We start from the raw sequence: 13677 nt of genomic DNA on the forward strand, positions 1-13677 counted from the left end.
CCGGCGATGACGAACACGGAGCTGCTGACCCTCGCGGATGTACTCCGGCACGGCCGGACCCCGTTCGTGCTGGCCACCGTCGTCCGCGCGGAACGGCCCACCAGCGCCAAGCCCGGGGACAGCGCACTGGTGCTGCCCGACGGCACCGTGGAGGGCTTCGTGGGCGGCACCTGCGCCGAGACGACGGTGCGACTTCAGGGCCTGCGGGTGCTGAAGACCGGCGAGTCGCTGCTGCTGCGGATCACGCCGACGGAGGAGGCGGCGGGACAGAACGCACCGGAGCCGGACGAAGGCCTGGTCACGGTGAGCAATCCCTGTCTGTCGGGCGGAACGCTCGACATCTTCCTGGAGGCGAACCTCCCGCCGGCGCTGGTGTACGTCCACGGCCACGCGCCCATCGCCCGCGCCCTGCTGGACATCGGTCGCGTCCTCGGTTTCGACGCCCGACCCGCCTCGCCAGGGGAGCCGCTGCCGGTCGACCTGGACGTCGTGGTCGTCGCCACCCACGGCCGCGACGAGGAACCCGTACTGATCGAGGCCGCGCGGGCCGGAGTGCCGTACATCGGGCTGGTGGCCAGCCGTAGGCGCGGCACGGCGGTGCTCGCCGGGTTGGGCCTCACCGAGCAGGAACGCGCACGCATCCACACCCCGGCCGGACTGGACATCGGCGCCCGCACCCCGACGGAGGTCGCGCTGTCGGTGTACGCCGAGATCATCACGCTGCGGCCGCAGGCGGCCCGGACCGCGCGTCCCGTGGCCGAGGCCGCCGTACCGCGGGCCGAGGGCGTGGATCCGGTGTGCGGCATGACCGTGGCGATCACCCCCACCACCCTCTTCCTGGACCGGGCCGACGGCCGGGTGTACTTCTGCGGGCCGGGGTGCCGGCACGCCTTCGCCGACGATCCCTCCCCCTACGCCCATGCCTGACCCCGACCCCCTCGCCGCCGATGTCCCCGCCCTGCGCTCGCGGCTGGACGCCGTCGGCTACCTGGCCGACGACGCCCTGACCACGGCGCTGCTGCTGGCCGTGCGGATGCGGCAGCCGATCCTGCTGGAGGGCGAGCCCGGCGTCGGCAAGACCGAGGCGGCGCGGGCACTCGCCACCGTGCTCGACACCCCGCTGATCCGGCTGCAGTGCTACGAGGGGCTGTCCTCGGCCGAGGCGTTGTACGAGTGGAACTATCCGCGGCAACTGCTGGCCATCCGGCTGGCCGAGTCCCGTGGGGAGTCCCTGCGCGACGCCGATCTGTTCGCCGAGGACTATCTGCTGCCCCGGCCGCTGCTCGCCGCGATCTCCCACCCGGGGCCACGGCCCGCCGTACTGCTCATCGACGAGGTGGACCGCGCCGACGACGAGTTCGAGGCGTTTCTGCTGGAGCTGCTGGCCGATGCCGCGGTCACCATCCCCGAGTTGGGCACTCGGACGGCCACGGTGCCACCGGTGGCCGTGCTGACCTCCAACCGCACCCGGGATCTGCACGACGCGCTCAAGCGCCGTTGCCTGTACCACTGGATCGACTACCCGGACACCGCGCGCGTCGCCGCGATCATCCGCAAACGGGTGCCGGAGTCGGCGGAGTGGCTGGCCCCGCGCGTGGCACGCGGAGTGGCACGCTTGCGTGCCCGGCAGGAGCTCACCAAACCGCCCGGCATCGCCGAGGCGATCGACTGGGCGGGCGCGCTGCACGCGCTGGGGCTCACCGCTCTCGACACCGACGCCGCCGACCGCACCCTGGGGGCGGTGCTCAAGTACGCCGAGGACCTGGAGGCCGTACGCCGGGCCGGACTCGCGCAGTTGGTCGACGCGGAGGCCGGCACCGATGGCTGACCTGCCGGAACTGGCCGCCTCGTTCACCGCCGCCCTGCACGACGCCGGGATCTCGGTGGGCCCCGACCGCACCCGCGGCTTCGCCCGAGCACTCACCCTGCTCCCCCCGCGGACGACACGCGAACTGCGGCACTGCGCGCTCACCACCCTCGTATCGGACCGCGACCAGATCGAGCCGTTCGACGCGGTCTTCCGCACGGTCTTCGGCGCCCCGACCGACCTGGAACCACAGCGCGGGCAGCCCGGCGACCCACCCCGAACGCTCCAGGCCGTCCTCTCCGGCCGCGTCCACGGCGCCCGGTCCCGGACCACCACGGACGAACGCGGCCGCGAGACCGACACACCGCGGCGGGAGGAACCCGTCCCCCTCGCCGCGAGCCCGCTCGACCGCCTCGCCACCCGCGACTTCGCGGACCTGTCCGCCGAGGAACTGAGCCGGCTCGCCCAGCTGATGCGCACCATCGTGCTGCGCACCCCGGCCCGACCCTCCCGTCGGCACCGCACCGCGCTCCACGGACGGCGCGTCGACGTCCGCCGCACCCTCTCCACCAGCCGACGCACCGGCGGACATCCGCTGCGACTGCGGCGCTTCGTGCCCCGGACCCGACCCCGCGACCTCATCGTGCTCTGCGACATCTCCGGATCGATGGAGCCCTACGCCCGCGCGATGCTGCAACTGCTCTACTGCGCCACGCGCGCCGCGCACGCCGAGGTGTTCACCTTCGCCACCCGGCTCACCCGCCTCACCCCCACCCTCCGCCGGGCCGGCCCGTGCGACGCCCTCGCACGGGCCGGACGCACGGCCCCGGACTGGTCGGGAGGCACCCGGATCGCGGAGTGCCTCGCCGACTTCAACGAGCGGTACGGCCGGCGTGGCATGGCGCACGGCGCCGTCGTCGTCATCATCTCCGACGGTTGGGACACCGGCACGCCCACCGACCTCGCGACCCACATGGCCCGGCTGTCCCGGGTCGCTCACCGCATCGTCTGGGTCAACCCACGTACGGCAAGCCCCCGTTACCGCCCACTCGTCGCCGGCATGGCCGCCGCGCTCCCCTACTGCGACGCGGTCGTCAGCGCCCACAACCTCGCAGCCCTCGACGACTTCACGGCGGCCTTGTCCGCCCCGGGCCGCAGGCGCTGAACCGCTCGCCCGAGCAGGCCCGTCACGATGGTCGAACGGGATAGGACGCACAGAGCCGACTATCGTCCGCTCATCGGGAGTCCACCATCCGGTACTCGATCGTGGTCACGTCGGGCTTGCCCGCGGACGGCAGTTCCGCGAGACCCAGCCCCTGGAACGTGTCGGTGACCACGGTCCGCTTCGCCGGGTTGTAAACGGCTTCCGTCTTGCTCGGGTTGATCTGGAAGGAGCTCCGGTAGGCGGGCTTGAGGAGTTGCTCCTGGGTGTGCGCCGTCGGGAAGAGGGCGAGAACCCCGCCGTCTGCGAGCTTGAGCGCGTACACCGTGGGGTGGGCCGGCTTGGCGGCGAAGTACGACGTGTTCGACCAGCGGCCCGCTTCGCCGTCGTTGCGGTCCGCGTAGACCTTGAGGGAACCCTTGGTGGCCTCGGTCGTGGCGAACCGCTTCCCGGCCTTCTTGCCGCCGGTCTCGAAGAAGTCCTCGTACGCGGCGCCCAGTTGGTCGGGTGCGTACGCTCCGACCTTCGTGGACGGGTCGGCGACCGTGGCGAGCCCGTTCCGGTCGACGGCGATCTTCGGTATCGAGCCGGTGGCGGTGTAGGCGGACGACACCATCTTGTAGGTGCTGCCCTCCTTCTCGAAGACGAGGAGGGCCTCGTCCTTCGGGTCGCTGCTCGGCCTGGCCTTGACGGCGAACCAGGTGCCGGACGACGGCAGGTAGTACTCGCGGTCCCGGTAGAAGAACGGCGAGCCGTACCCCTTCCGTTCCTTCGCCGACCAGGTCGACATCAGTCGGTAGTCCGCCTTCGACTGCTCATGGACCTGACCACCCTCGACCGTGGCCAGCAGCTTTTCGTCATGGGCCTTGTTCGCCCGGTTGTTGACCTGCTCGTAGGTGTCGAGCAGTTCCTTGGCCTTCTCCTTGGTGACCACGCCGCGCGGGGTGGGGCTCGCGCTCGTGGTGGGCTTGTCGGCCGCGCCATCGTCCGAGCCGCCGCCGCATGCGGTGAGAGTGACGCCTGCGGTGACGCCGAGGGCGAGCACGGTCAGGCGGGTGGCCCGGGTCGTGGGTCGGGACATGGGTGGAGTTCCTCCTCGTGGAACGGTGCGCTGTGGGGGGATGAGTTGGTCGGGGTCGGTGCGAGGAGCACGGTGGTCGGGGAGGCGGTCGGCTCGGTCGCGGTGAGAGACCGATCGCGCACCCGGAGGCCGTCGGCCAGGATCTGGCACGGACGCCGGGGCATGTTCATGATCGCATCTCGGACGGACGATGACCGACGGCGGCCGGGTACAGGCTTGCGCGTTCGAGGGCCCGGACGGCCCGGTAGTCCGCCTCGATGGCTTCCGGCTCCGCGCCACTGAGAACGACTTCCAGGCCCGCAGCGGGGCTGGTTGGCGGGGCGTCCGGCCGTGGGTGGTCGGTCACCGCGACCACTGTCGGCAGCCGACGCAGGGCGCCATGCGCCCAAGGGGCGATGCGTGCACCGTGTCGAGGGTCGAGGTGGACACGGACGACCCGGTGTCCGGTCGGCACGGCGACGCGCTCGGCGGGAGACGGTGTGATCACGGCACTCAGGGCGTCAGCGAGACGGTCACGGCCGGTCGCCGCCGAGAGTGCCGCGTCGGCCGGTGAGATCCCGGGAACCGCCAGGGCCGATATCAGCAGCGGCCCGCGTTCGGCGCTGTGGGCGACCTGGCTGGTGACCGGCCCGCACACGATGCCGAGCGCGTCGAGCACACGGAGCACATGCATCGACAGCGCTCGTGTCAACAGATGGTGACGGTCGAGCAGGTCGGTACGGGCCAGTCGCCCGCTCGGGGTGTACGTCTGCGCCCAGACGTCGGTGACGACGTGGTCCGGCTGACCGTCGACCAGCCGTGTCACGCTGTTGACCACGTAGCGCCGGCCGGGCACGTGCTCGGCGAGGACCAGATGCGCGTCGCCGGAGTACTCCGCTGCCTGGCGGCGCATACGCGACCAAGTCGCACTGATCTGCAATGCGTTCGCGCACACCACTGGCTCAACGGGTGAGCCCGCGGTGGCCGGAGCCAGCATGTAACCGGGCAACGGACAGGTCTCGGCCCAGGTGAGGGCGGCGGCCAGGCTGGTCGTACGCACGCCGCGAAGGGCGGGGATGCCCGCCCGTCTCAGCGCGGCGGCCTGCGCACCCTGGTCGTGACGCAGCAGTGCGGTGACGGGATCGGCACCGGGCAAGTCCAGGTGCCACATGAGCCGTTCGGCCAAGCCGATGCCCAGAGTGCTCCCCGCCACGACCGCCGACACCCCAAGTGCCCGCAGTGCCTTGACCGTTTGCCGCAGGGAGCCGCGGTGCTCGACCCGATGGACGTACGGGCCGGGAGAGTTCGCACGGGCCAGAGCGCGCGGACGCAGTTGCGGTTCCAGGTCGACGGCGACGGGCTGCCAACCCTGTCGTGCCAGCGCCGCCGCGTAACCGGACCCGACACCGGCACCGGGCACCACCACCGCCGCCGTACCGACGGCGGCAACAGGCCAGGCAGGGACCCTGGTTGCCGCGTAGGAGATGGCCATACGGAAAGGGCTCCAGTTGCAGACGTCACGAAGGCCGGGCAGCGATGGGTGACGACCGTGCGCTCTGTGCCGTCACAGCCGACGAATACAGCCACTCGTGATCCTGAGGTAACACAACGCGCGCTGTCAACATTCGAATACAGGGCGCTGTGCGTTGTGTCCGCTACTTCCCGTCCGGCTCGGAGTGGGCTTGTGAGTCCTGGATGTCCGTGCGGGCCGCCATCAGGTCGTCCAGCGCCTCCAGCAGGGTCTCCATCGTGGGAGGTGCGTCGCCGGTGTGCCGCAGGGCGGCTCGTTGCCCGCCGAGCATGCGGATCCCCCTGTGCAGCGCGCCGGCGAGAAGACCGTCCTTGATCTTCGTCAGGTGCTCGGCCAGAGCCGACCCCTCCGGCTTCGACAGGAAACCGTGCGGCACACCGTAACGCTCCTCCAGCGGGCTGCTGTAGTCGACCTTCGCGGACCGCGTTCCGTTGACAAGGTGGCCCACCAGCGTGTGGGAGAGGTCGACCTCGTCACCGATCCGGCGGTAGCTCTGCGCCTCGCCCGCTTCCTCGGCCCTGCTCCTCAGGAGATTCAGCCGCCGGCCCACAAGTCTGCGGTAGTAGGCCTCCCTTGCGTCGTGCCCCCGGGGTGGCTGCTCGGGCTCGGCGCCGTCGAGCAGTTCACCCACGCGGGCCGACGCGATGCCGGTCGCCACGGAGATCTCGTCGGCGTCGAGGACGCTGTCCCGGCTGTCGTACCCCACGCGCCATGCCGCCCTGTCGACACTGTTGAGCAGTTTGGCGATATCGGCCGCGGTCACCTCGCGGGGGAGATCGGTCACGGGAGGCTCTCCAGGGGCCTGGCAGGACGCGGACGCCGGCAGAGTATCCGGGTTGTGGCACCTCCGACCAGAACGCGTATCCGTTTGTTGACAACTATTCGGCCGGTGCTGCCTCAGGCTCACGACGGCTCGGGCCGTGCGATGACCCATCCCTCTGATACCCCCGGACCTTGCGCATCCGACGGCGGACCGGGCACGGGCACACTGATAACCTCGCCCCGCAGGTCAGCGTGCACAGGCTGTCACCTGACGCAGGACGGGGAGTTGAGACGGTCCATGCACCGTGATGCCCGGGCGCCCCACTACGCGCCCCTGTCGGACGCGGCAGCGCCGCGCTCCGTGTACGGCCGCCTTCGTCCACGGCGGGAGGACTGACCCTCCCATGACCGCAACCGGCGCACCCTCCCCACGCCGCGCCGGCCTCGCCCGCATCACCGAGGCCACCGCCCGAGTCGGCGCCGCCTGGCGTGAACACCGCTCCTGGCACCGCGAACAGCGAGCCGCGACCGGGGTGTTCCACGACGATCTCGGCCTGCGGCCGGGAGCGAGCGTCCAGGACGTCCTGGACGCCGTCGCCGAACTGCGCGGCGGCCGCACGATCGAGCCGATTCCGCTGGACTCCCTCCCACCGCTGGTGAGCGGCATGGCCGTACTGGGCGAGGAAGAGGACTACATCGCGATCAGCACCAGGCTGAGCCCCCGACACAGGGCGCACGTCCTGCTGCACGAGGTGCGCCACCTACTGCCGTTCAACGCAGGCGGGGCTACCGGCTCGGACTGTTCCATCGCCGTGCACCGGCACTTCGACGGGGTCACCCTGCAGAGTCTCGAAGAGCAGATGTCCGCGCTCCCGGCCCGGGTCCGCGCGGAGATCCTCACCCGTCCGGCGAAGCTCAGGGCGGGCTACCCGGACGACGAGGAATTCACCTGCGAGCTCTTCGCCCGGGTCGTCCTGCCGCTGCTCGACCTGGATCCGACCAGCAAGAGCACCGGCTCCCTGGCCAGCGCCTTCAGCAACCGACGTGCGATCTGATGGACCCCGCTGTCACTGTCGTCAACCTGATCATCGCGGCTCTCACGTTGGGACTGGGCGTGGTCAAGGCACTCGCCCTGCGCCGCCAGCGCGAGTGGACCCTGCGGCTGACCGCCTCCGTCCTGATCTGGGCCGGGATGATCTTCTTGCTGGCCACGCCGGTTGTGTACCGGTCCGTGGGCGCGCTGCTGCGCTCACCCAACCTCTGCGCGCTGCTGGTCCCGTGCGCCACGCTGGTGTGCGTCGCCCACGCTCACGCCCTGATCCAGTTGTGGCAGCCCGATCGGCGGAGTCCGGCGGCCCTGCGCCACGCGGCCGCACGGTGGGCGCCCGTGTACGCGGGTGCCATCACCGCCATGACGGTCCTCTACTTTCACGCCGCACTGGGACCGGCGGCCCCGCTGCGCTTCGCCGCCGTCTACGCCGACGTTCCCGAGGTCCGCGCCTTCCACTTCGTGTACTGGACCGCGCTGATCACTACCGTGGTGGTCACCGTGCGCGCGTGCATGACGATGTCGATCCCCGGCCGACCCGACCTCGTCGAGAACTTGAAGAAGGGGCTGGGCTGGTTCGCCCTGGGCCTGGGCTTCAACCTGGTGAACGTCGTCCTGAACGCGTCGGCGATGATCGGCTCCGCCGCCGGACCCCGACGGCTCGACGCGGTGGCCGAGAGCGCCTGGTTGGCCACCATCCTGAGCTGCGTCGCCGCCAACGTGGCACTCGCGTCCCTCGTGCTGCGCTCCAGGCGCGCCGAGCGCAGGGATCTGCGCACCCTGCAGAACCTGCACGCCCTGGTGGTGCGGCCCGAGGACACCGACGACGGCACCGAACACCCCAAGCTCGTGCTCGCGCCCCGGTGGTCGTGGTGGAACGGTTTCGACACGGGAGCGGACCTCAACTCGCTGATGGCGGAGATCCACGACGGGGCCGGACGGCTCAGCCCCTGGTGGCACCCCCTTCCGGCGGTGGCCGTCGAGAGGCTCGCCGCATCGGGGACGGAACCCCGTCCACGGAAGGGGGATCTGACGGCCGCTCAAGCGGCGGCCACCCTGCGGCACGCCGTCCAGTGCCGGGACGCTCTCCTGGCTCCCCTGCCCGGGAGCGCCCGCCTTGCCAGACTCCCCGGCACGGATGTCGAACCCAACGCCGAGCGGCAGCATCTCGTCCGCGTCGCACAGCACTTGGGGCATCCGACCGTGGCCGAAGCCGTCGACCTCGCCCGTGCGGCGCAGGAATCGGCTGATCTCCAGCGCCGGCGGTAGTTCCGGGCACAACGTCGTTTGCCCATCCGTGAAATGCGTTCCGGCGCCGCGCTGGAGGCGGCCTCGCTCGTTCAGTGACGCCGTCGGTGCGGGCAAGCACAAGTGCCTGGGCGACCGGTTCGCCATGACCGAACTGATCACTGCCCTTGCCGCCATCCTCCGGGGCCGCCCCGTCATCGTCGTGCTCTCCGCCTCGCGGGAGGCCCGCCGATCCCGTAATGTCGCGGTGACGCTACGACACGATGGGCGGCGCGGCTGTCGCGTTCCTGCACGCGTGCGCGAGGCGGATCCCACGTCATCCAGCGGTCCGGCGGACGCCTGCCGACGCGGCGCGGGCGCGTCTCGGCTCGACCGATCAGGAGTGGCCATGTCAGGACAGTTCGAGGCGACGGTCGAGGTCGATCGGCCGATCGACAAGGTGTTCGTCTACCTCGCCGACGGACGCAACGATCCGGAGTTCAGCCCCCGGGTACTCAGGATCGAGCGGGTCCCGGACACCGCGACCGCCGTGGGTACGGTCTTCCGGAGCACGGTCAAGGACGCCGGGATGAAGACCGCCCGGGAGATCCGCATCACCGCTCTCGAAGCCCCCGTGAAGCTCCGGTGGGCCGAGGTGTCGAAGAACAGCGTCACGGCACGCGAGGGTGGATACGACCTGGAGTCGCTGCCCGGCGGCCGGACTCGTGTCCGCATCTTCAACGTCCTGGAAGGCCACGGGCTGGGCAAGCTGCTCGTCGGCCTGGCCCTCTCCGCGGCCCGAAAGGACGCCGACGGCTTCGGCGCCCGGATCAAGGGAGCGGCCGAGTCGGCGATCGAGCCGGGCTGACGGATACGTGAGCGGCCCCGACGGAACACACGCCAAGAAAAGGCAAAACCCGCAGGTGCCGCACCATACATGCCTGAGATTCATTGATCACCTCGATTCCAGGCATTGGACGTATGCGAGCCGGGCGATCGACTCTTGCCGACATCACGGATACCGGTAGCGACAAGGAGTCGATCATGAACACCCGATGGAACGCGACCGAGGGACGTATCGAGACGACCGCGCGCGGACGTGCCGTGCTCTCCCAGCCGCGCATCAATCGGGGCACCGCCTTCACCTGCGAGGAACGGCAGACACTGGACCTGGTGGGCCTGGTGCCGCCGGCGGTGCTGACCCTGGAGCAGCAGGCGGAACGGGCGTACCAGCAGTACGCGGCGCAGCCGACCGATCTGGCCAAGAACGTGAATCTCGCGGCGCTGCACGACCGTAACCAGGTGCTCTTCTACCGCCTCCTCGGTGACCACCTCGACGAGATGCTGCCCATCGTCTACACCCCGACCGTCGGCAGCGCGATCGAGCGCTACATCTACGAATACCGGCGCCCGGCGGGCGTGTACCTGTCGGTCGACGCCCCGCAGGAGATCGAGCGCGCGCTGAAGGCCGCCGACCTGGGTCCGAACGACGTGGACCTGATCGTCGCCACGGACGGCGAGGCGATCCTCGGGATCGGCGACTGGGGCGTGGGCGGTATCGACATCTCGGTCGGCAAGCTCGCCGTCTACACCGCCGCGGGCGGCGTGGACCCGAACCGCACGCTGGCGGTCATGCTGGACGTCGGTACCAACCGCCAGGAACTCCTGGAGAACCCGCTCTACCTCGGCAACCGGCATCCGCGCGTGGACCGGGACACGTACGACGCCTTCATCGACGCCTACGTCACCACCGCCCGCAGCCTCTTCCCCAACGCCCTGCTGCACTGGGAGGACTTCGGCCCGGCCAACGCCCGCCGCATCCTGGACCGTTACCGCCCGAGCGAGTTCACCTTCAACGACGACATCCAGGGCACCGGCGCCGTCAACCTCGCCGCCGTACTCTCCGGCGTGCGGGCTAGCGGTGTGCCGCTGCGCGAGCATCGCGTCGTGATCTTCGGCGCGGGCACCGCCGGCATCGGCATCGCCGACCAGTTGCGCGACGCCATGGTCGCCGATGGGCTGAACGCCGAGGAGGCCACCGCCCGCATCTTCGGCGTCGACCGCTACGGCCTGCTCACCGAGGGCCAGGAGGGACTGCGCGACTTCCAGGTCCGCTACGCCCGCCCGGCCGACCAGGTCGCCGACTGGCGACGGGACGAGAAGGTGGGCGGCATCCCGCTGGCCGAGGTCGTCGAGCGGGTCCGGCCGACCGTCCTGATCGGTACCTCGGGCCAGGGCGGCGCCTTCACCGAGGACGTGGTCCGTACGATGGCCGCCCACGCCGAGCGCCCCATCATCCTGCCGATGTCCAACCCGACCCGACTGGCCGAGGCCGTCCCCGCCGACCTGCTGGCCTGGACCGACGGCCGTGCGCTGATCGCCACCGGCAGCCCCTTCCCCGCGGTCGAGTTCGGCGGCGTCCGGTACCAGATCGGCCAGGCCAACAACGCGCTGATCTTCCCGGGCCTCGGCCTGGGCGCGATCGTCGCCCGTGCCGACCGCATCACCGACAGCATGCTGGTCGCCTCCGCGCACGCGGTCGCCGGGCAGACCGACGCCACCGCCCCCGGCGCCCCGATCCTGCCCCTCACCAACCAGCTCCGGGCGACGTCAGCCGCCGTCGCCGTGGCCGTCGCCCGCGCCGCGGCCGCCGACGGGGTCGCCCACGCTGCCGTCGACGACTCCATCGAGGACCGTGTCAGGGCCGCGATGTGGCAGCCGGTCTACCCGCCCATCAAGGCCGTGTGACATCCCGGGGACGCGGTGACCGCACGACGGCCGCTCGCGGCCACCTGCGGCAGATGGCACGGCGGCCGCCAGTGAAGGAATGAGGGGCATGGATCTGCAGGTGCTGCGCTCCTTCCAGGCCGTGGCCGGGGGTGTGACGGTGACCGACGCTGCGGCCGACGCTCACATCACCCAGCCCGCCCTTCCTGCACACCCTGGGCACCTGGCTCGTACCGAAGCTCGTCACCGGTTTCGGCCAGAGCTTCCCCGGCGTCCGTTTCGAACTGCACCAGTCCGACGAGAACGGCCTGGCTCAGATCCTCCTCGACGCCACCGCGGACCTGATCATCACCAGCAAGGACCCCCGCCACCCGCTCATCGCCTGGCGGTGTCTCCTGGTCGAACCCCTCTGGCTCGCGGTCCCCGCCCGCCACCGCCTCGCTCAGCGCCGACGGGTCCGGCCGGCCGAGGTGTCGGACGAGCAGTTCATCGTGCTCAAGCCCGGCTACGGCCTGCGCAGCATCACCGAGACCCTGTGCCCGACATCGGTATCGCCTGGCTGGCCTCCCGCACCCTGCCGCCGGCTCCGAAGCGGTTCATGGACCACGCGTTGCGTACGGCGGCGGAAGCAGGAGGGACGGCTATGGGAATTACCTGAAGCCTTGTTTGCTCGTCCGGTCAGTCGTCTCCCCTGATGATGTTGCACTCGACGCTCGTATGCCGCGACGGCGGGGAACTGGTGTCCCGGACGGGGGAAACGCAGGTGCGGACGCCCTTGCCGCGCAAGTGATGAGCTTTCGCCCATCCGGTTTCGGGCACGCGCAGGACTTCGTTCTTCACAGTGCGCGCTGGCACGGAACTCAACTACTTTCTGTGTCGGGGACATTCAGCCCACCGGACTCGGGACCGAGGAGCACCGAGGAATCGGTTCGTTTCCGCAGGGGCCGCTGCGGAACCAGCTGTTCAAGTGTTTCAAGCGGCTGCGCGGCAATTCCTTTCCCAGTCACCGCCGGACTGAGCGAGTACCCTCGATCGGCCAGGACTCACCACAAGTTGCTCTGCGCCTTGCGCCCTTCACCACGAATTCGGAGCGGTTGACGCGCATTCGTGTGAGCCCGCCGACGGCGGGCACTCGGGGCCGCGGCGGATCCGTCCGGACCGCCGCGGTGTGACCGGAGGTGACGACATGGGACACGGCGGAAATGTGATCGACGAATTGGTCACCGATCACCGGGAAGTCGAGGAGATCTTCGGCAAGATCGAGGCGTTGCCGCCCGGTGCCAAGGATCGAAAGGTGTATGCCGACCAGGCCACGATGGAGCTGGTCCGGCACTCGGTGGCCGAGGAGGCCTACCTCTACCCGGCCGTGCGCGAACACGTGGCGGGTGGAGACGCACTGGCCGACAAGGAGATCGAGGATCACTCCAAGGCCGAGCAGATCATGAAGGACCTGGAGGGCTGCGAGGCGGACGACCCGCGGTTCGACCTGCTGATGGGCTCGCTGATGAGCGAGGTGCGGATGCATCTGTCCGACGAGGAACAGAACCTCTTCCCGAGGTTGCGCGCGGCTTGTCCCCCCGGCGCTCTCGACGATCTGGGTGACAAGGTCCGCCGGGCGAAGAAGATCGCGCCGACCCGCCCACACCCTTCCGCCCCGGACGAGCCGCCGGCGAACAAACTGCTGGCACCGGGTGTGGGGTTGGTCGACCGGTTGCGTGATGCGATGAGCGGCCGCGGGAAGCTCGACTGACGGCAGAGCGCACGCGAAGGAGGCGTGAGCCGGCCCAGGCGCCGGACTTTCGCCTCCTTCGGCGTCAGAGCTTCTCCTCCATCCGGATCGCTTTGCGCAGGTCCTCATGGGCCTGGCCCGCTTCTCCCTCCTTCTGTTCGAGCAGGGCGGCGGCGATGCTGTCGAGTTTGCGCTGGATGGCATGCTCGGCACGGCGTTCGGAGTTCTTCAGCAAGGCCAGCAGGAGGAGGTTGACCGACGTCATGACGTCACCGATGAACAACTGCCAGCCCAGCGCGAGTCCGGCGGCATGAATGGCGATGAAGGCGGCTACGAGCGCGAGGCACAGGCCGTAGAAGACCATGGAGCTGGTGAAGTTCGAGGCCTCTTCGGCCAACCGCTCGAACCAGCCCCGGCCGTTGCGTGAGCGCTCCGCCGGGTGCGGGGTGGTCATTCGATCATCCTGTGGTGCGGGGGCGGGGCCCGGATCGTGAAGCCTCGCCGTTCCGCCGGACGGCGCCCGTCGAGCCGGTCCGGTCAGCCGGTAGACAGGGAAGGCATGGGCGATGACGGGCTGCGCCACAATGCGTACGGTGGGCGAGCTCGATCGGCTCTTCCACGAAC

The 13677-nt window shown here is 70.3% G+C and carries 13 protein-coding genes; 9 read left to right on the forward strand and 4 right to left on the reverse strand.

All coding sequences use genetic code 11. From position 1 onward, the window contains the following. Positions 1-6 precede the first annotated feature (6 nt). Genes IPZ69_RS00740 through IPZ69_RS00750 form a run of 3 tightly spaced genes read left to right on the forward strand, consistent with a single transcriptional unit; the run spans position 7 to position 2972 of the window. Positions 7-927, forward strand: coding sequence for an XdhC family protein (locus IPZ69_RS00740; protein WP_235451628.1), 921 nt, complete (start codon positions 7-9; stop codon positions 925-927). Next, positions 920-1828: an AAA family ATPase gene (locus IPZ69_RS00745; RefSeq protein WP_235451629.1), complete on the forward strand. Its 909-nt coding sequence runs from the start codon at positions 920-922 to the stop codon at positions 1826-1828. The genes IPZ69_RS00740 and IPZ69_RS00745 overlap by 8 nt, the downstream gene beginning before the upstream one ends. After that, positions 1821-2972, forward strand: coding sequence for a vWA domain-containing protein (locus IPZ69_RS00750; protein WP_235451630.1), 1152 nt, complete (start codon positions 1821-1823; stop codon positions 2970-2972). Before IPZ69_RS00745 ends, IPZ69_RS00750 begins: the two co-directional genes overlap by 8 nt. 70 nt (positions 2973-3042) lie before the next feature. On the opposite strand, the gene IPZ69_RS00755 is transcribed toward IPZ69_RS00750, so the two are convergent. The 3 genes from IPZ69_RS00755 to IPZ69_RS00765 all read right to left on the reverse strand — a co-directional run bounded on the left by IPZ69_RS00755 (position 3043) and on the right by IPZ69_RS00765 (position 6344). Further along, entirely contained in the window at positions 3043-4050 is a 1008-nt protein-coding gene (locus IPZ69_RS00755) for a hypothetical protein (protein WP_235451631.1), read from the reverse strand. Positions 4051-4216: 166 nt separating this feature from the next. Further along, positions 4217-5521: a hypothetical protein gene (locus IPZ69_RS00760; RefSeq protein ID WP_235451632.1), complete on the reverse strand. Its 1305-nt coding sequence runs from the start codon at positions 5519-5521 to the stop codon at positions 4217-4219. A 163-nt stretch (positions 5522-5684) separates the two neighbouring features. Beyond that, positions 5685-6344, reverse strand: coding sequence for a hypothetical protein (locus tag IPZ69_RS00765; protein ID WP_235451633.1), 660 nt, complete (start codon positions 6342-6344; stop codon positions 5685-5687). Between the two features lie 382 nt (positions 6345-6726). On the opposite strand from IPZ69_RS00765, the gene IPZ69_RS00770 reads away from it, so the two are divergent. The 6 genes from IPZ69_RS00770 (at position 6727) to IPZ69_RS00795 (ending at position 13074) form a co-directional block, all read left to right on the forward strand. Then, the gene (locus IPZ69_RS00770) at positions 6727-7377 is read left to right on the forward strand and encodes a hypothetical protein (protein WP_235451634.1); all 651 of its coding nucleotides are present in this window, start codon (positions 6727-6729) and stop codon (positions 7375-7377) included. After that, positions 7377-8639 (forward strand): DUF6545 domain-containing protein, encoded by a 1263-nt coding sequence (locus IPZ69_RS00775; protein ID WP_235451635.1) that lies wholly within the window; start codon positions 7377-7379, stop codon positions 8637-8639. Before IPZ69_RS00770 ends, IPZ69_RS00775 begins: the two co-directional genes overlap by 1 nt. Before the next feature lie 367 nt (positions 8640-9006). After that, the gene (locus IPZ69_RS00780; RefSeq protein WP_235451636.1) at positions 9007-9465 is read left to right on the forward strand and encodes an SRPBCC family protein; all 459 of its coding nucleotides are present in this window, start codon (positions 9007-9009) and stop codon (positions 9463-9465) included. Between the two features lie 176 nt (positions 9466-9641). Then, on the forward strand, positions 9642-11345 hold the full coding sequence (locus tag IPZ69_RS00785; RefSeq protein WP_235451637.1) for an NAD-dependent malic enzyme: 1704 nt from the start codon (positions 9642-9644) through the stop codon (positions 11343-11345). Between the two features lie 194 nt (positions 11346-11539). Then, positions 11540-12019, forward strand: coding sequence for a LysR substrate-binding domain-containing protein (locus IPZ69_RS00790; RefSeq protein WP_235451691.1), 480 nt, complete (start codon positions 11540-11542; stop codon positions 12017-12019). A 491-nt stretch (positions 12020-12510) separates the two neighbouring features. Continuing rightward, positions 12511-13074, forward strand: a complete 564-nt coding sequence (locus IPZ69_RS00795; RefSeq protein ID WP_235451638.1) for a hemerythrin domain-containing protein — start codon at positions 12511-12513, stop codon at positions 13072-13074. A 64-nt stretch (positions 13075-13138) separates the two neighbouring features. Here IPZ69_RS00795 and IPZ69_RS00800 read toward each other — a convergent pair whose 3' ends face one another. Further along, entirely contained in the window at positions 13139-13636 is a 498-nt protein-coding gene (locus tag IPZ69_RS00800; protein ID WP_308407408.1) for a low affinity iron permease family protein, read from the reverse strand. Positions 13637-13677: the final 41 nt, after the last annotated feature.

The sequence above is a fragment of the Streptomyces olivochromogenes genome (assembly GCF_021538895.1).
Classification (GTDB): Bacteria; Actinomycetota; Actinomycetes; order Streptomycetales; family Streptomycetaceae; genus Streptomyces; species Streptomyces olivochromogenes_A.

Excerpts from the sequence above, each read along its gene's own strand:
- IPZ69_RS00740 (WP_235451628.1), top strand. The coding sequence starts at position 7 with ATGACGAACACGGAGCTGCTGACCCTCGCGGATGTACTCCGGCACGGC.
- IPZ69_RS00745 (WP_235451629.1), top strand. The coding sequence starts at position 920 with ATGCCTGACCCCGACCCCCTCGCCGCCGATGTCCCCGCCCTGCGCTCG.
- IPZ69_RS00750 (WP_235451630.1), top strand. The coding sequence starts at position 1,821 with ATGGCTGACCTGCCGGAACTGGCCGCCTCGTTCACCGCCGCCCTGCAC.
- IPZ69_RS00755 (WP_235451631.1), bottom strand. The coding sequence starts at position 4,050 with ATGTCCCGACCCACGACCCGGGCCACCCGCCTGACCGTGCTCGCCCTC.
- IPZ69_RS00760 (WP_235451632.1), bottom strand. The coding sequence starts at position 5,521 with ATGGCCATCTCCTACGCGGCAACCAGGGTCCCTGCCTGGCCTGTTGCC.
- IPZ69_RS00770 (WP_235451634.1), top strand. The coding sequence starts at position 6,727 with ATGACCGCAACCGGCGCACCCTCCCCACGCCGCGCCGGCCTCGCCCGC.
- IPZ69_RS00775 (WP_235451635.1), top strand. The coding sequence starts at position 7,377 with ATGGACCCCGCTGTCACTGTCGTCAACCTGATCATCGCGGCTCTCACG.
- IPZ69_RS00780 (WP_235451636.1), top strand. The coding sequence starts at position 9,007 with ATGTCAGGACAGTTCGAGGCGACGGTCGAGGTCGATCGGCCGATCGAC.
- IPZ69_RS00785 (WP_235451637.1), top strand. The coding sequence starts at position 9,642 with ATGAACACCCGATGGAACGCGACCGAGGGACGTATCGAGACGACCGCG.
- IPZ69_RS00795 (WP_235451638.1), top strand. The coding sequence starts at position 12,511 with ATGGGACACGGCGGAAATGTGATCGACGAATTGGTCACCGATCACCGG.